The sequence below is a fragment of the Marinobacter excellens LAMA 842 genome, assembly GCF_001574445.1.
In the GTDB taxonomy this organism is placed as follows: Bacteria; Pseudomonadota; Gammaproteobacteria; order Pseudomonadales; family Oleiphilaceae; genus Marinobacter; species Marinobacter shengliensis.
Map to the genome: position 1 here is coordinate 18,714 of NZ_LOCO01000014.1, position 17,142 is coordinate 35,855.

A 17,142-nucleotide genomic window follows, 5' to 3' on the forward strand; every position below is an offset into this window, starting at 1 on the left:
CTTCTGACCTTGGTTCGGGGTCCCTTTTTTGGGGCCCCAGCCTGTTGGTTGGGAGTAGCAACCCAAGTGGAGAGACCTTTCCAAAACACGCTCCTTCGGCACATCCATGTGACGCTTGGGCTCCGCCATCCTTGGCTCCGCACAGTTTTGGAAAGGTCTCTCCACTTGGATTGCCGGATACCGTGCTGTCCTCGGGGCGGCCGAAGGCGCTATGAATTTCCCCGTGGTTCTGTCTCAGGTCGCGACGTCCACGGGTTACTTATCAACCTAGAGAGCATTTGATGTATCAACTTTTGCGTTATGGGGTGGCCCTGTCAGTCGCTCTGATTTCGCTGACCGCAAGTGCCAACCTGCAAGATCAGCTGGATGCCCTGGAGCCCGGGGTGTCGTTCGAGCTTCCTCCCGAGCAGCTTCCGCCATTGGTTATCCGGGTGCCCGGCGTTTCTGTGTCCTGTGCTGAGGATTCGGTGATTGATGCCGGTGGGGCGGGGCATGCGGTGGAGATTCTGGCGGAGGGGGTGTCGTTTTCCGGTTGTGTGGTGCGTAACTGGGGGCAGGATCTGAATAAGTTGGATGCGGGGATTTTTGTGGCTCGGGAGGCGAAGGGGGCGGTTGTTGCGGATAACCGGCTTCAGGGGCCGGCGTTCGGGGTTTGGTTGGACGCCACGCCGGATGTGGTTGTCCGGAATAACGAGATACGCGGGGAGGCCAGCCTTCGTTCTCAGGACCGGGGGAATGGGATTCATCTGTTCAATACCACCGGGGCGTTGATTGAGGGCAACGACATCCGCCAGACCCGGGATGCGATTTATATCGAGACGGCGAATAACAACAAGATTCGCAATAACGTGATGTCGGATCTGCGCTACGGCATTCACTACATGTATTCGATGCACAACCTGCTGGAAGGCAATCTGACCCGTGGCACTCGCACGGGGTACGCGTTGATGCAGAGCAAGTATCTGACGGTGGTGAATAACCGGTCGGAGAATGATGAGAATTACGGGATTCTGATGAATTTCATCACCAATTCTACTCTCAAGGGCAACGTGGTGACCGGGGTGTCTCAGGGGCAAACTGGTGGGGTGATGATTTCCGGGGGCGAGGGTAAAGCGGTGTTCATCTACAACTCGCTGTACAACACCTTTGAGGGCAATTATTTCGGTCACAGCAATATCGGGATTCACCTGACCGCCGGTTCTGAGCAAAACGAGGTGTTTGATAATGCCTTTGTGAACAACGAGCGGCAGGTGAAGTATGTGGCCACTCGTACCCAGTCCTGGGCGAAGGATGGGCGGGGGAATTTCTGGAGTGATTATCTGGGCTGGGATCGTAACCAGGATGGCATTGGTGATGTGCCGTATGAGCCTAATGACAACGTGGACCGCCTGTTGTGGAAGTACCCGGAGGCCCGGGTGCTGATGTTCAGCCCGGCGGTGGATACCCTGCGTTGGGTGCAGGATGCGTTTCCGGTGGTGAAGTCTGCCGGGGTGAGTGATCCCAAACCGTTGATGCGAATTCCCGAACACCTGCAATCGGAGATCCGATGAACTGCTTTCGACTGGACAATGTGAGCCACCGCTACGATAAGGCGACGGTGCTCCACGGCGTGGACTTGCGGCTGGAGCCGGGGGAAATTCTCGGACTGTTTGGCCACAACGGGGCGGGTAAAACCACTTCGATCAAACTCATTCTGGGTTTGATGAAACCGACCCAGGGCAAGGTTTCTGTGTTGGGTGGCGAAGCCGGTGATCCCCACGTAAGCCAACACATAGGCTATCTGCCGGAGAACGTGATGTTCTACCCGCAGCTGACTGGGCGGGAAATCCTCAGCCATTTTGCCCGGCTCAAAGGTGCCAGTCTCACGCAGGTGCCGGAACTTCTGGAGCAAGTCGGGCTGGATGACGCCATGGATGCCCGTACCAAAACCTACTCCAAAGGCATGCGCCAGCGCCTTGGCCTGGCCCAGGCGTTGCTCGGCAAGCCGAAACTGTTGATGCTGGACGAGCCCACCGTGGGCCTGGACCCGGTGGCAACAGCCGATCTGTACCGGTTGCTGCGGCGCCTGCGGGATGAGGGCACGGGCATTGTGTTGTGCTCCCACGTGCTGCCGGGGGTAGAGCCCTATATCGACCGCGCCGCCATTCTGACCGATGGCGCCCTGAAAGCCGCCGGAGACCTGCCCGCGCTGCGCCGGCAAGCCAACATGCCGGTCACCCTCAGCCTGGAGCCGGCCACTACCATGGCCGCCCTGGAGAAAGCGATTGACGGTGCAAGCCCCAAGGCCGGGTTGATGATGAAAAGCAACAACGGCCGACTGCAGGTAGATGTGGGGCCAAAGGAAAAAATGGCGTTGATACACGCATTGATGAACTCCGGAGAGGTGGCGGACCTGGGAATACACCAGCCCAGCCTGGAAGATATCTACGTCCACTTCATCGGATCGGGCGGACTAGCCCACCGGGGAGGCAGCCAATGAACGCCATCTGGACCATTGCCCGTAAAGAACTTAGCGACAGCTTCCGCAATCGATGGCTGGTAGCCATTTCCCTGGTGTTTGCCACCCTGGCCCTGGGCATTGCCTGGTTTGGCGCCGCGGCATCCGGGCAGGTGGGTTACGCATCCACCCCGGCCACCATTGCCAGCCTGGCCAGTCTTGGTATTTTCCTGATTCCTTTGATAGCGCTGCTGCTGGCCTACGACGCCATCGTGGGTGAAGAAGAGGGCGGCACGCTCCTGCTGCTGATGACCTACCCACTCAGTAAAAACCAGCTCTTGCTCGGCAAATTCCTCGGCCACGGCCTGACCCTGGCCCTGGCCACACTCATCGGCTTCGGCGTTGCCGCCATCGCCATCGCCGTGCTGGTGGACGATGTGGCTGTCGGCGCCCTGGCGGCCGCCATGGGCCGGTTCATCGGCTCAACCGTTCTGCTGGGGTGGGGCTTCATCGCCCTGGCGTACCTGGTCAGCGTCCGAGTCAGCGAGAAACCGGTCGCCGCAGGCCTGGCCCTGGCCATCTGGTTCTTCTTCGTGCTGATCTTTGACCTGATGCTACTGGGCATCCTGGTTGCCAGCGAGGGCAAGCTCAACCCGGAGCTGCTGCCCTGGTTGCTGATGCTGAACCCCACCGATATCTACCGCTTGCTTAACATCGTGACCTTCGGTGATGGCAACCAGCTGAGCGGTGTACTCAGCCTGGGCTCAGACCTGCCCATCGGCACCGGAGGACTCTGGCTGGGCCTGGCGCTCTGGTGTGCCACACCGCTGATTGGCGCCCTGTTGTTATTCAAAAACCGAAAAATCTGATACCACCGGAGAACAGAACCATGCCCACACCGCTCACCAAATGGCTTATAGCGGCCCTGACGGCGATCACCCTCGCGGGTTGCTCCAACGGCGAACAACAAACCGCTGCCAAACCCGACCCCGTTCACTTTGACTCCGGCGACGAATGCCACGTATGCGGCATGGTCATCACCAACTTCCCCGGCCCCAAAGGCCAGGCCTTCACCGAGCGCCAGCAGCACACCCGCAAGTTCTGCTCCACCAAAGACATGTTCGCCTGGTTCCTGCAGCCGGAAAACGAAAACCGCGACCACACCCTCTACGTCCACAACATGGCCGAAACCCACTGGGACCACCCGGACGACACCCACCTGATCGACGCCCGTGAAGCCTGGTACGTCGTCGGCTCAGAACGCACCGGTGCCATGGGGCCGACCTTGGCCTCGTTCGAAACAGAATCCGAAGCGACCGACTTTGCCGCAGAATACGGCGGTCAGGTCATCGGTTTTGCGGATATCACGCTGGAGCACCTGAATGCTGGTATGGCAATGCATGGCATGGAGGGGATGGATGGCATGCACGATATGCATAATCAGGAAGATGCCGGTATTCGTTCCGGTCAGATGACTGACAATCATAGCAGTCACAATGTCCATTGAGATGCCCGACGGCTGGATCAGATAACCACGAGAGGCTTGAGATAGCCTGTAAAGGCGAATTCCGAGAAGTAAGAGAGAGCAGGTGAGGGAAGGCTTTACAAAAATTTGCGGAGCCATGGATGGCGGAGCAGAAGCGCCACAGGGATGTGCCGAAGGAGCGGTTTTTGGAAAGCCTTCCCTCACCTGCTCTGACGCCAGGCCCGGCAGGCTAGGAGCCGAAACAGACAGTCAACCGCCAGTCATATTCATAAACCGAAGAATCTGAACATCACCATTGGTAGAAAAGTGATGCCGCTCCGGCTTCAGATCCATCGCATCAATGATCGCCTGCTGAAGCTTGTCATCCGTCACCGGATTGCCCCGCAGAACCCGCCGCAAATCCACCGAATGCTCATTGCCAAGGCACAGCAAAAGCCGCCCCTCAACCGTCACCCGAACCCGGTTACAGGTCGAACAGAAATTATGGGAATGCGGTGAAATAAACCCGACCCGAACATCGCTGTCCGGCATCTGATAGTAACGTGCCGGCCCGCCAGAATCCTTGGCCACCGGAATCAGCTCATGGCGCTGACGGATGATATCCCGCACCTCCTCGCTGGTGCACAAAGCAAGACCACGATCATGCTCCGAAATCTCGCCCAGCGGCATCTCCTCAATAAAACTGATATCCACCTGCTTCCTGCGGGCAAACTCAATCAGCTCCGGAATCTCTTCATCATTGCGGCCTTTCATCACCACCGTATTCAGCTTGATACCGCGGAAGCCGGCATCCCGGGCGGCATCAATGCCGTCCAAAACCTGCTGAAGATTGCCGGTGCGGGTAATGGAACGGAATTTTTCAGAATCCAGGGAATCCAGACTGATATTGAGACGGTGCAGGCCCGCCTTACGCAGTTTCTCCGCCATGGTCGGCAGCTGGCTGCCATTGGTGGTCATGGCAAAGTCCCGCAAACCATAGGTGCCTACTTCGCGGACCAGTTCAAGGATGTCTTTGCGGACCAGGGGTTCGCCGCCCGTCAGGCGGATTTTCTCGGTACCCAGGGCAACAAAGTTGCGAGCCAGCCTGGCGATCTCCTCCAGCGTCAGAACCTGCTGGCGGGGCAGAAAGGTCATGTCCTCCGCCATGCAGTACACACAGCGGAAGTCGCAGCGGTCAGTTACCGACAGGCGCACGTAATTGACGGTGCGGCCAAATCGATCGGTCAGCTTGGCTTGCGGCATGGGCAGGTTTCCCTGTCTGGAGTCATATGTATAAAGGATAGTCAAAGTATCACAGATATCCCAGCTCAATCCGATACCTCTCGGGGGGTAATCCTTCGTTCTAACCCCAGATGAGGAAAAGGCGCGTCTTGTTTGCGGGTATTTTTTCTGTTTGATTTTCAAGCACAGCCGATGTATCTTTTAATAAGTAAAAAGTATACATGTTTAATGGGGGCGATCATGGAACGCTTTGAAAAATGGCTGGTCATATCAAACGCTGCGGTTCTGGTGTCGTTCCTGGGATTGCTGTTGACGGTGATGCTGGCTTACCCGCTGGCCGATGCCTTGGCACTGCCAGTGCAGATTGCCGCCCACATGGGAACCCTTTTATTCGCGGTTGGGGTGAAAATTGCCTACGTTGCCCGTCTGGCCTTTCTGAGCAAGTTGGGCAGACCCGTACATTGATTCACGGTAGAATAGATGTAGTTATGAATCGTTCCGAGACCCGTGCCATGAAAGCACCTTCCGGTAAAACCGGTTTCCGGATACTTGCGTATATGTCTGTAGCGATTGGTGCCGCCGGGGTTGTTCTTCCGCTGTTGCCGACCACGCCGTTTGTCATACTGGCGGCTTACTTTGCCAGTAAAGGGTCTCCGGAGTTTGCCCGGTGGCTTGAAGAGCACCCGACTTTCGGCCCGGCAATTGCCCAGTGGCAAGAGCGCAGGGCCATTCCGGTTAAGGCGAAGATTCTCGCCTGCGCCATGATGGCGTTGAGCTGGAGCATGTTGGTCTGGCTGGGTTCAACAGTATTTGTATTGACGGTTTCGGGGCTGTTCCTGCTGAGCGTTGCAGGTTATCTGCTCACGAGGCCATCCTGTTAAAGTTTTCCGTCATATTTATGGAGTTATGAATGCACATCACCCGCTATACAGATTATTCCTTGAGAGTTCTGATTTATCTGGCTGAACAGGGTGATCGTCTGGCCACCATTCAGGAAATTGCAGACAGCTACGAAATTTCCAAGAATCACCTGATGAAAGTGGTTCATCAGCTCAACAAGAAAGGCTACATCGAGACCATTCGGGGCAAGAAAGGTGGTATGCGCCTGCACATGGCGCCCAATGAGATCAACATCGGTGTTCTTGTCAGGGAAACGGAGCAGGACCTCAGCATTGTTGAGTGCTTTTCATCAAAGAATGCCTGCAAGATCACCCCGGTGTGCGGCCTGAAGGCCATGTTTGCCGAAGCCTTGAAGGCATTCCTTGAAACACTCGACAAATACACTCTGGCCGATGTTATCCAGGATAAACACCGGCCACAGCTGGTGCGCTTGCTTCAGATCGCCTGAAGCTCGCGCTTTCCTTCCAATCGGGTTCTTACCACGTCCGGCAGCGAGAATTTGCCGATACGTTTGAGGACGGTGCCATACTGTTTGGCAAAGCTCCCGGTGTTGTATGGAATGTCGTATTTCTCGCACACTGCCTGAACCTTCTCGGAAATCTCCGGGTAGCGGTGAGCCGGCAGGTCGGGGAACACGTGGTGTTCAATCTGGTAACTCAGGTGTCCACTCAACACGTGCAGCCACTTACCGCCGGTGAAGTTGGATGAACCGGTGAGCTGGCGCAGATACCAGTGGCCTTTGCTTTCACCCTCGCATTCTTCCTCGGTAAAGGTCTCCGCATCTTGGGTGAAGTGCCCGCAGAAGATAACGGTGGATGCCCAGATGTTACGAATCAGGTTAGCACCCACGTTGCCTGCCAGAACGATAGGAGCGACAGGCAGGGTCAGTAGCGGGAAGAATACGTAATCCTTGAATCCCTGGCGACCGCCCTTACGGGCAAAATCCTTCAGGAACGGCAGCTTGTCGCGCCAGCGCAACTCACCCCGGCGGATCTTCTCGCTCTCCAGTTCGTGTACCCCGACGCCCCACTGGAACAGCACGGTCAGCAGAATGTAGTTGATGAACTGCAACAGGTGGCCCGGGTGCCATTTCACGTCATCACTCAGGCGAAGCACTGCATAGCCATAGTCCCGATCTTTGCCAATGATATTGGTGTAGGTGTGATGTTCGTAGTTGTGGGTCCGGCGCCAGGAATCGCTGGTGCAAACGGTGTCCCATTCATAGGTTTGAGAGTTAAGGGCCGGGTCATTCATCCAGTCGTATTGGCCATGCATGACGTTATGGCCGATTTCCATGTTCTCTATGATTTTTGCGATACCCAGCGTTGCGGTAGCGGCCACGAATACGGGTGGAATGAAGCCAAAGGGCATCATCACCCGGCCGCCCACTTCCAGGGTGCGGTGCAGGCGGATGATCTTGCGGATGTACTTGGCATCCCGCTCGCCCAGGTCTGCAATGACCTCGTCACGGATGGCGTCCAGATCTTTCTGCAGCTCGTTCAGTTGGTCTTCGTTAAGCTTTTTCATATCGATGACTCCCTGCGGCAATAATCGCCGCAATACAAAAGAATGGGGTTAGACGTCCAGGGCGACAGGCCCTTGGGGAACCGAAACACAAAGTTGAACAGGCTCTTCACCCGGGCCGGAGACCTTGCCGGTAAGCCGGTTAACCACGATGCCGCTGGTTTTGCGGCAGCTGCACTGGTGGCAGATGCCCATGCGGCAGCCATATTGGGGTTTCAGGCCAGAGGCTTCGGCAATCTCCAGCAGGTTGGCATCGCCTTCTGAGCCCACTTTCAGGTTGCTGTTGGAAAAGGTCACTTCACCACCCAGTTGATCGCTATCCAGAGATGCCTGTGCCGGGGGCGCAAAAAAGGTACTGTGTATCTGCTTCTCCTTCAGGCCGCGCTTGGCCAGAAGTTCCGTTGCCAGGTCCATCAGACCTTTGGGTCCGCACAGGAATACTTCTCTGGCCTTGATGCCCGCGACGGTCTCCAGGTCGCTGTCCCGCAGATAACGAGGCTCGTCGCTCTCATTGGTTGCGATGATGGTCAGTGACAGCGCAGGCCAGCGTGCTGCCAGGGCCTGCAGTGCTTCCCGGGCGATCACGTCATTCTGGGTGCGCACGTAATAGAGCAGGGTAACGGGGGCCCGATAGTCCTCTGCTGCCATGGTCTGAAGCTGGCTCAGGATAGGGGTGATGCCGCTACCGCCGGCGATGAACAGCACGGGTTGCGCCGGCTCGGGAATCAGGAACTCCCCAAACGCCTCTGTAAGCCCAATCACATCTCCCGGTTGCAGGGCGTCGTGCATCCAGTTGGTGACCAGTCCACCGGGCAGGCGCTTGATGGTCAGGGTGATCTGCCCCTCGGACTGCCACAACAACGGTGAGCTGGACAGGCTGAAGGTGCGGGTGCGGCGAACACCCTCTATATCGGTACAGATGTTCACATGCTGACCTGCCTGGAACCCGGCCCATCGTTTTGCCGGCTTCAGAACGAAGGTTTTGGTGTCAGCTGTTTCGTCAATAATGTTCTCTACTCGTGCCGGTGTGTACTCTTGTACCCACATCGGGTTGATGGCTTCGGCCAGCGGGTCGAAATAGCCGGCCGGGTTGTCCCGGTTCAGTAACTGCCGGCCAAGCCAGTGAAGTGCTTTGGTGTTTGAGAGTCGTGCCAGCATGATTGGTTCTCCATACTTGTTGGTACTTGTTCCACTGCATGTGTACAAGTGTCCACTAATGTGTACGACTGTACACACAAGTTTGACTTTCAACAATTACCTGGCGTGATGGTTGGCTCGAAATGACAAGTCAGGTGGTTCTTTCTCCGGTCTAATGTGTACACTTGTGAACCTGGTTAAGCGGTACGGGAAGAGGAATGGCAGACAAACAAAGGCGCAAGCCAGGGGAAACCCGCGAGAAGCTGATGAGTGCGGCTCTGGCATTGGTGGGTAAAGGCCGGCATTTCGCCAGCCTGGGCATTCGGGAGGTCACCCGGCAGGCCGGTGTTGTGCCTACATCCTTTTACAGGCATTTCCGGAGCATGGACGATCTGGGTTTGCAGCTGGTGGATGAGCTGGGCCTGGTGCTACGCCGAATGATGCGGGAAGCGCGAGCCAATGTGTTGCAGGCAGACAAGCTGATTGAAGAGTCCGTGGGTATCTTCGTGGCTCATGCCCAGGCCAACCGCAGTTTCTTCCTGTTTATGGCTCAGGGCCTGGCGGGGGAAAGTCGGGCGGTACAGGAGGGGATTCGCAGTGAAATGCGTTTCTTCGCCAGCGAGCTGGCCAACGATCTTCGCCGGCTCAGGTTAATGGAGCATCTTAGTGACGCCGATCTGGATGTAACCTGCGATCTGGTAGTGCGAACCGTGGCCTTCAGCCTGACCGACCTGCTCAGCATATCAGAAGACGACGATTACCAGATCGGCCAGGTGCGTAAGCGCACCACCCGTTTCCTGCAGATGGTGTTTGTCGGCGCTGCCAACTGGAACAGCGACAGCGCCTGATTTGATTACTTGGCCGCAGGCTTTTTGGTCCTGGTTTTGCGTGGCTTGGGAGGTAAAATCAGGCTCTCCAGCTCATCCAGTGCTTCCCCGGTGTACACCGCCAGCTTCTGCATGCTGGGTAGAGTGTCGCGGCAGCCGGTGTAACCGAAGTTCAGTGAGCCGGCATAGCTCAAACAGGTAATGTTCAGGGCCCCGCCGTGGGCAATCAAAGATACCGGGTACATGGCTTCCAGCTTTGCGCCCTCGTAGTAAAGCGTTCGCTCCGGCCCCGGGACGTTTGAAATCGTCACGTTAAACACTGGCCGCATGCGCCCGCCCAGGCCAGACATAAGCTGCAGGATATAGGGTGACATCAGCAGCATGGTGTATTGGGTCAGTGCACTCTTCGGCAGTTTTTGCAGATGTTCCTTGGCCCGTCGGGTAGACGTCTTGATTTGCTGAAGCCGGTTCAGCGGGTCTGCTTCATCGGTAGCAAGAGAGGCAATCATGAAACTGATCTGGGTCCCCGTACCTTGGTCGTCGGCCGGGCGGATGTTAACCGGAATGCCGGCCGTCAGGGGTATGTCGGGTAGCTGGCCTTGTTCCAGCAAAAATCGGCGCAATGCCGTTCCGCACAGATACAGTACGATATCGTTCAGAGAACCACCGGATTGGTGCGCCAGAGCTTTCAGGCGATCCAGCTGATAGTGTTGGGTAGCGAAACGGCGCTGACCGGTTACCCGGTGATTCAGCAAAGAGACGGGGCCCGTGAAGGGAGCCGTCAGGCCGTCTTCCGGGTGCCGCACCGAGTGAACCAGGCGGTTGCCAGCCTGCCAGAGTCTGGGTGCCATATCAGCCTGAAGTTTCAGGGCATCCATCGCCTGCGACACCGCCGCCGGTACGCTGGCTTCTTTATCGGTTTTACTGCCCCGGCGCCGCTCCGGCCGTACTGTCCAGGGCGGGGGCATCTTGGTGCGTTCCGGGTCTGTGGTCAGTACCCGCTGCATCAGGCGTACACCACTGATGCCATCAATCATGGAGTGATGCATCTTGGTGTACAGGGCAAAGCGATTGTTTTCCAGCCCCTCGATGACATGGCATTCCCACAGCGGGCGGGAAAAATCCAGGGGATTGGAGTGCAGGCGCGACACCAGGATGCCAAGCTCCCGCTCGCCGCCAGGGCGCGGCAGGGCTGAGTGTCGTACGTGGTAGTCGAGATCGATATCCTTGTCGATTTTCCAGGCAGGGGAGACCAGCCTCCCGAGAAAGCCGGACCAGGCCAGCTTGTATCCCCAGGGGGGGGCTACATCATCCGCCTCTTTCATACGGGAGACCATGTCCCGCAGGAAAGTTTCCGGGGCTCCCTCCGGCAGTGAGAATATCTGCAGGTTACCCACGTGCATCGGGGTGTCTTCAGATTCTACCGCCAACCATGAGGCGTCCAGTGTTCCGAGACGTTTCATTCCTTGTGTATCTCCGTCACTCAGTCATTTTTTGATTGTTACACGCAAGTATACTGATTACCGCAGTAACACACGATCAAAACGCCCATTTAGTTCTGGCTTTTACGGGGGGTTGCAGTTACACAATGTAGCCATCCGGCGCTGCCGATCTGTCGGGTAGTGTGCTAATTTCTCTCTGCAAACAATCAATAACAAAGAATGACGGAGGTTTCGTGGAATCCAGCCCGCTGATCTCGGCAGGTTTGCCGGTGGCGCTCTTTATCATCATGATCGGTATCGGGATGACCCTGACCGTTCGGGACTTTCGCCAGGTGGCGGTTTACCCGCGCGGCATGGTGGTCGGCACCATCGCCCAGATATTGTTGATGCCGCTGGCTGCGTTTGCGCTGGCCTACCTGTTTGGGGTGTCGCCTGCCATCGCGGTGGGGCTAGTGATTATTGCAGCCTGCCCTGGCGGCACCACATCCAACCTGTTCGTTTTGCTGGCCAGGGGTAACATTGCCCTGTCTATTGTGTTGACCGTCATAGCTAGTCTGATCACCATCATATCCCTGCCGCTTTTTACCAATATGGCCTTGCAGCACTTTATGGGCACGGCGGAGGACATCTCGCTACCAGTGGGCAAAACCATCGGCATGCTGGTGGGCATCGTGTTGTTCCCGGTGGCTCTTGGCATGATTGTGCGCACTCACAAGCCTGAGCTGGCACGTAAAGCTGAGAGTGTGGTCAGCATTTTCGGGGGCGTGGTCCTGGCGGTTCTGATTGTGGCCCTGCTGTTCGGTGTTCGTGACCAGATTGGCGATTTGTTGAAGCAGGCTGGCCCTTCAACCATCATGCTCAATGTGGTGGGCATTGTTCTGGGCCTGCTTGCCGGGCGTGCGGCGGGCCTGACTCAGCGCGAATCACTGGCCGTGGCGGTTGAGCTGGGTGTCAAGAACGCGACCATTGGCCTGATGGTTACCCTGACGCTGCTGGAATCCAGTGCCATGTCCATCCCCGCTGCCGTATACGGTGTGCTTATGTTCCCCATCGGGTTCTTGCTGGCGGTGTATGGTCGCAGCATTATTCCCAAATCCAATGTGCAGACCACCGCCGCCCAGCCAATCGATTGACATATTTGGCAGCCGCATTCCAACTATTGTTGGGTATTCAGTCGCCGGCTTAGTCGTTATGCTCAGGCCTGCGCGGATGTGATCGGGTTCGCGGCTGGTGCGTATCATGCAACTGATGGCAGGGGGGAAGTGAAGTGAAAGAGGAAGCCCAGGGGCATGGTTACTCACAGCGGTTGGTGATTGCGTTCGCCATTGTGTCGGTCATGATGCCGTCAAGCGAGTTGGTGGCACAGGTTGCGGACGAGGGCGAGGCGATTGGGGAAATCGTTCTGGAAGTGACCTCACCTCGCCTGGCTCGTGACCTTTACGATACCCCCGCTGCGGTCAGCGTAGTGGACGCTCCCGCCATCCGCCAGGGCCAGCAGCGCCTGCAACTGGACGAATCCCTCAATACCGTGCCTGGCCTGTTCTTCCAGAACCGTTATAACTTCGCCCAGAATCTGCGACTGTCGACTCGGGGTTTCGGGGCTCGCGCGCCCTTCGGTATTCGTGGTATCCGCATTCAGGTAGACGGCATTCCCTACACCCTGCCGGATGGCCAGTCGCAGATCGATGCCATTGACCTGGATTCCGCCCAGCGTATTGAGATTATTCGGGGCCCGTCCTCGGTGCAGTATGGCAATGCCGCCGGTGGCGTGCTGGATATCACCACGGCCCGTGGCGATGATTTGCCCCCCGGTGCCCGGCTGCGCCTTGATGGCGGCAGCGATGATTACCGCAAGGCCGCCATTCAGGGTAATGGCGTTCGCGGCGACACCAGTGCCATCGCAACGCTGTCCTGGATGAATGTAAACGGCCACCGGGAGCAGAGTGAGGCGGAAAAGGGCCTGTTCAACGCCCGACTTTCCCATGAGCTGGATTCCGAGAGGGAGCTGACCGCCACCTTCAACGCCTTGCATAACCCGAAAGCCCAGGACCCGGGCGGCTTGACCCTGTCCCAGGTAGAGGATGATCCGAACCAGGCTACCTTTATGGCCAATCGGCTGGACAGCGGCCAGACGGTGAATCAGCAAACCCTGGGGCTGCAGTATCAGGATGCCGCTGTATTGCCCGGTGAGGTCACCGTGAACACCTTTTACAGTCATCGGGATTTCGCCCAGCAGTTGCCTTTCCCCGGCGCCAGCCGCGTGGCCTACGACCGCCATTTTTACGGCATCAGTTCCCAGTACCAGCAAGGTTCCGAGCTGGCCGGGCGACCTTTGACCTGGGTAACCGGCGCGGATGTCCATCGGCAGTCGGATGACCGCCGGCGCTACCAGGTGTCACCCATGGGCGAGATTACCGGGCAAACCCAGGCCGAAACCCAGAACGCGACAAACGTGGCTGTATTCGCCCAGGGGGATCTGGCGCTGACGGATCGGTTGAATTTTTCACTCGGGACCCGCTGGGATCACCTGCGCCTGTCGGTCGATGATGACCGGCTTGAGGACGGAGATGATTCCGGCAGCCGGACGTTCCGGGAAGTCAGCGGCGTGGTTGGCCTGAGCTATCGCCTGGCGCCCCGGCATCAGGTATATGCCACCGTTGGTACGGCGTTTGAGTCTCCCACGTTTACCGAGTTTGCCAACCCCTCGGGTGCCGGTGGCTTTAACCCGGATGTGGAACCGCAAAAGGCGCTGAACAGGGAGATTGGTGTTCGTGGTTTATGGGGTAATTCGCTCAGCTATGACCTGGCGCTGTTCTCCATCCGGGTTAAGGATGAAATCCTGCCCTACGAACTGGATGGCCGTACCTTTTACGAAAATGCCGGCGAAACCCGCCGTCAGGGCCTGGAGCTGGGCATCGACTGGGACATTTCCTACAACTGGCGAGTCACCAGTGCCCTGACCCTGGCCGACTACGAGCTGCGGGACTTCACCGACGAGCAGGGCAATAACGCCAACGGCAATGAAATCCCTGGATTGCCGTCGACCCTGTGGGTGAACGAGGTGAAATGGCAGGGGGCGGGCGGCCGGTTTGCCGCGCTGGAAAGCCAGTACATTGGCGAGTTCTACGCTGAAAACAGCAACCAGACCGAAGTCAGCGATGTCTGGCTGCTGGGCGTTCGGGTGGGCGACCGGTTCCTGATCAGCGACCAGTCGTTCAGCCTGTACGCAGGCCTGCGGAACCTTTTGGATGAGGACTACTTCGCCAACGTTCGCATCAACGCCAACGCTGACCGAGCCGTGGCCGACCGGGGCTACTTCGAGCCGGGCCCCGGCCGTACCTTCTACGCGGGCGTGGAGTGGTCGTTCTAACCCTCTTCTTCCCGACCTTTGTGGAACTGCGTGCCGCCGCCGTCGGAATTCAACTGACAGATGGCGGACGGCACGCCGTCCGGGGTCAGCCTGAGATCGCCAATTCCGGCACCATTCCACAGGCGTTCACCGGCTTCCCGGCCTTCGGGCAGGCGCGGTGCAATGCGCATGCGCCGGCGTTTGGTAAACCAGTTCAGCGGTGACCAGGGCGCAAACAGCCAGCGGTTCAAGCGGTCCAGCCATTCCAGCAGGCTGTTGGGGAATTCGTTCTTGATGCCGCTGCTGGTGATCTGCCAGATGCGCGGGCTGTCGGTTTTGTGCCGAAGCCGAACGTCATAGGCGAAGGAATAGTGCACGTCACCGGAGAGAATCACGAAATGTTTCGGGGTTTTCGGGTGGCCGAAAATATTCAGCAACACGTTTGCGGCCCCACGATGGGCCATCCAGTTTTCCGCATCCACCATCAGCGGTTTTCCGAACCAGGTGAACACCCGCTGGATCATTTCGATCAGTTTGACCCCGAACATGGGCGCAGGGGATACCACCACGACCGCGTCTTTGCCCATCACCGCCTGCTGAAAATCGGTCAACGCCTCCCAGTCCATCAATCCGGACGGATGGCTGCGGCGCACTTCGCTGCGCCAGCGCCGGGTGCGGGTATCCAGCACCACCAGCGGCGGTTCGGTGGCCAGGGTGTAGTGCCAGTGGTGGAAGTGGAACAGGGTATCGATCAGTTCGTCCTGCAGGCCGGCATCGAGGTCTTCCCGGGGCGCTTCCGCCGGTAACAGCGCGGCACATTGCTCGATCAGCTCGTCAAATACGGCCGGCTGGTTGCCCCAGCCCTGACACAGCAGATAGCCAAGCAGGGCGTTGCCAATGATGCGGCGGGAAAACGGGTGGTCGTAGGCGGTGCTCTCCCACAGAGCCGACAGGTTCCAGTCGTCGGTGACGTCGTGATCATCGAAGATCATGTACACCGGCACGTTGGCCAGGGCCCGCGCGGCATCGGGCAGAGTGGCCCGGAACCGGTCGATGTGTTCCTGCTCCCGTCGATAGCGGGCCTGGTCATCCGGTTGGCTGACCGGCATCGCCTCGGTGACCAGTTGCCAGGGTGCCGGCGACCAGACCAGCAGGTACATGGCGAATACTTCGGCAAAACTGATCAGGTGATTACCCGCGTGGGCGGTGGTGAACACCGGTTTGCGCACGCCGCCGAAGAACTTTTCCGTCAGGTCTTCATTGAACTCTGATTCCGGCAGCAGGCGATCCCGGTGATAGTAGGTATCGGCATTGTCGGCCAGGGCACTGCTGTGGGTCAGATCGGCACCGGCAAGTGTTTCCTGAGCCAGACTCAATGCCTGCACCACCTCGTGAATGGCGTGCAGCATGGGGCCGGCGACGTCATCAGCGTAAATCTGATCGCCGGTCATCAGCAGCAGGGCGGGACGGTCGTTGGGGGAAGCGGCATTCGCCAGTTCCTGATCCACCCGAACCAGCCCATCGGTAGCTGGATGGTGAGGACGCCGGCAGGAACCGTGCAGAAGGCGGTCCAGCCGGGGTTTGATCACAAATGTTGGCCGGGTGTGGCCGTCATGACACAGGTGCGGCGCCCAGTCCTGAATGCGGCCCGCGCTGGTGCAGTCAGCGTTCGTCAGGTGCAGGTCGTAGCCGATCAAACGGGAAGCCGGTAAGGGCGTGTCCGGCTGAAAACGGATCAGATGAAGCCAGGCCAGTTGCCCGACGCGCAGCCTGGTGTGCTCTTCGGCGTTGGCCTTGCGGCTGAGAATAGGGTTGTCACCGTCGAACAGCTCGACGGTGACCGACACAGGGTCGCGGGTTACCAGCCAGAGGGTCAGGGACTCGCGATCGGTGTGGCGAAGAATTGGGCCGGCCAGCACGGCGGGAACCGTGCTGGCGTCTTGTGGGTGATATGTTGGTGTCGTCAGTGGGGTCTGACTCACATTCAGTCGTCCCGTTCTACCCGCACCGGCTCAAGGCTGTCGCTGCGGAAGTCAATTTCCAGCTCCTGGTCCCGATCGTCATCGCCTTCGACGGTGATGTTGCCGCGGGAGCTGATTTCGAATTCATCAAACCAGACCATACCATACCTTCACGACCGGCGGCGTCCAGGTAGTCCAGCACCGCGTCTGCAGACAAGCCGAAGCGTTCACGATCGTACCGGCTGCGACTTTCACGCTCGATGTTGCCGTTGTCGTCGAATTCCAGTTCAACGTACCACTGGTCGTCCAGCCAGCCTTCAATTTCCACGTCATCCTGATGGTCATCATCAAATTCGATGCTGCGGAACTCGACGATGCCATAATCCGTGCCCATTGCAACTGCGTTCTTCGCGTCGTCCAGACGGGCGTCGGCCATCGCCAGAGGGGCTGCGGTGATGCCGGCAATCAGTCCAAGCGCAGTCAATGTTTTCATATCAGTCTCCTCATTCATCAGATGTGAATCACTGACGGCGTTGCGTTTCCTGTCAGCTTGGAGGCATTCTGGAACAATCAGACTGACACCAGCGTGAGCGGTTCGTTCATGATTCATTCATTTTGCATCTGACACCATTGGACGTGTGACTAACGTTAGGATAAACAAACCCATGGCAGTATTACGCGCAATGCCCGCTGATCAGTTTACCCGCCGGATGCTGGTGGGTTGCCTGCTGGTGGCGGCGCTGGCGGTGTCCATTGTCAAAGACCTGGTGCAGTTGTACGGCGGCCAGCTATCGCTGGTCCGCTCGGAACTCGGCGGATTGAAGGTTAGCGCCTGGTTTCCCGCCAGGGCGCTGTAAG

General features: G+C 58.0%; 17 protein-coding genes. 11 read left to right on the forward strand and 6 right to left on the reverse strand.

Annotated elements, in window-relative coordinates:
* Positions 1–281: 281 nt before the first annotated feature.
* Genes J122_RS12380 through J122_RS12395 form a run of 4 tightly spaced genes read left to right on the forward strand, consistent with a single transcriptional unit; the run spans position 282 to position 3,944 of the window.
* A complete protein-coding gene (locus J122_RS12380; RefSeq protein WP_058092701.1) occupies positions 282–1,550 on the forward strand; it encodes a nitrous oxide reductase family maturation protein NosD in 1,269 nt (422 codons plus the stop codon).
* Positions 1,547–2,479, forward strand: a complete 933-nt coding sequence (locus J122_RS12385) for an ABC transporter ATP-binding protein (protein WP_058092702.1) — start codon at positions 1,547–1,549, stop codon at positions 2,477–2,479. The genes J122_RS12380 and J122_RS12385 overlap by 4 nt, the downstream gene beginning before the upstream one ends.
* The gene (locus tag J122_RS12390) at positions 2,476–3,306 is read left to right on the forward strand and encodes an ABC transporter permease (protein ID WP_061332603.1); all 831 of its coding nucleotides are present in this window, start codon (positions 2,476–2,478) and stop codon (positions 3,304–3,306) included. The genes J122_RS12385 and J122_RS12390 overlap by 4 nt, the downstream gene beginning before the upstream one ends.
* Before the next feature lie 20 nt (positions 3,307–3,326).
* The gene (locus J122_RS12395) at positions 3,327–3,944 is read left to right on the forward strand and encodes a nitrous oxide reductase accessory protein NosL (RefSeq protein ID WP_082780588.1); all 618 of its coding nucleotides are present in this window, start codon (positions 3,327–3,329) and stop codon (positions 3,942–3,944) included.
* 228 nt (positions 3,945–4,172) lie between these two features.
* Here the strand turns inward: J122_RS12395 and moaA are convergent, their stop codons facing one another.
* The gene (gene moaA / locus J122_RS12400; RefSeq protein ID WP_061332604.1) at positions 4,173–5,165 is read right to left on the reverse strand and encodes a GTP 3',8-cyclase MoaA; all 993 of its coding nucleotides are present in this window, start codon (positions 5,163–5,165) and stop codon (positions 4,173–4,175) included.
* A gap of 219 nt (positions 5,166–5,384) precedes the next feature.
* Here moaA and J122_RS12405 point away from each other — a divergent pair, with 219 nt between their 5' ends.
* The 3 genes from J122_RS12405 to J122_RS12415 are packed head-to-tail and all read left to right on the forward strand — an operon-like array spanning position 5,385 to position 6,492.
* Positions 5,385–5,609: a hypothetical protein gene (locus tag J122_RS12405; protein ID WP_058092705.1), complete on the forward strand. Its 225-nt coding sequence runs from the start codon at positions 5,385–5,387 to the stop codon at positions 5,607–5,609.
* Between the two features lie 23 nt (positions 5,610–5,632).
* Positions 5,633–6,025: a YbaN family protein gene (locus tag J122_RS12410; RefSeq protein WP_227510192.1), complete on the forward strand. Its 393-nt coding sequence runs from the start codon at positions 5,633–5,635 to the stop codon at positions 6,023–6,025.
* Between the two features lie 29 nt (positions 6,026–6,054).
* Positions 6,055–6,492, forward strand: a complete 438-nt coding sequence (locus J122_RS12415) for an RrF2 family transcriptional regulator (RefSeq protein ID WP_058092706.1) — start codon at positions 6,055–6,057, stop codon at positions 6,490–6,492.
* Here J122_RS12415 and J122_RS12420 read toward each other — a convergent pair.
* Both J122_RS12420 and J122_RS12425 read right to left on the reverse strand, forming a co-directional pair.
* Positions 6,480–7,571 (reverse strand): fatty acid desaturase family protein, encoded by a 1,092-nt coding sequence (locus tag J122_RS12420; RefSeq protein ID WP_058092707.1) that lies wholly within the window; start codon positions 7,569–7,571, stop codon positions 6,480–6,482. The two genes, J122_RS12415 and J122_RS12420, sit on opposite strands and share 13 nt — an antisense overlap.
* Positions 7,572–7,619: 48 nt before the next feature.
* Positions 7,620–8,726, reverse strand: a complete 1,107-nt coding sequence (locus tag J122_RS12425; RefSeq protein ID WP_058092708.1) for a ferredoxin reductase — start codon at positions 8,724–8,726, stop codon at positions 7,620–7,622.
* Between the two features lie 197 nt (positions 8,727–8,923).
* On the opposite strand from J122_RS12425, the gene J122_RS12430 reads away from it, so the two are divergent.
* Entirely contained in the window at positions 8,924–9,553 is a 630-nt protein-coding gene (locus tag J122_RS12430) for a TetR family transcriptional regulator (RefSeq protein ID WP_058092709.1), read from the forward strand.
* 5 nt (positions 9,554–9,558) lie between these two features.
* Here the strand turns inward: J122_RS12430 and J122_RS12435 are convergent, their stop codons facing one another.
* Entirely contained in the window at positions 9,559–10,995 is a 1,437-nt protein-coding gene (locus J122_RS12435) for a WS/DGAT/MGAT family O-acyltransferase (protein WP_058092710.1), read from the reverse strand.
* Positions 10,996–11,207: 212 nt separating this feature from the next.
* Here J122_RS12435 and J122_RS12440 point away from each other — a divergent pair, with 212 nt between their 5' ends.
* Positions 11,208–12,107 (forward strand): bile acid:sodium symporter family protein, encoded by a 900-nt coding sequence (locus J122_RS12440; RefSeq protein ID WP_058092711.1) that lies wholly within the window; start codon positions 11,208–11,210, stop codon positions 12,105–12,107.
* Positions 12,108–12,241: 134 nt separating this feature from the next.
* Positions 12,242–14,344 carry a TonB-dependent receptor family protein gene (locus J122_RS12445; protein WP_227510193.1) on the forward strand — a complete coding sequence of 701 codons (2,103 nt, stop codon included), beginning with the start codon at positions 12,242–12,244 and terminating at the stop codon, positions 14,342–14,344.
* Here the strand turns inward: J122_RS12445 and J122_RS12450 are convergent.
* Positions 14,341–16,242 (reverse strand): alkaline phosphatase D family protein, encoded by a 1,902-nt coding sequence (locus J122_RS12450; RefSeq protein WP_058092712.1) that lies wholly within the window; start codon positions 16,240–16,242, stop codon positions 14,341–14,343. The genes J122_RS12445 and J122_RS12450 overlap by 4 nt on opposite strands.
* A gap of 79 nt (positions 16,243–16,321) precedes the next feature.
* Positions 16,322–16,777, reverse strand: a complete 456-nt coding sequence (locus J122_RS12455) for a hypothetical protein (protein WP_156471756.1) — start codon at positions 16,775–16,777, stop codon at positions 16,322–16,324.
* A gap of 172 nt (positions 16,778–16,949) precedes the next feature.
* Between J122_RS12455 and J122_RS22500 the strand changes: the two genes are divergently transcribed.
* Positions 16,950–17,141, forward strand: coding sequence for a hypothetical protein (locus tag J122_RS22500; protein WP_156471757.1), 192 nt, complete (start codon positions 16,950–16,952; stop codon positions 17,139–17,141).
* Position 17,142 lies beyond the last annotated feature (1 nt).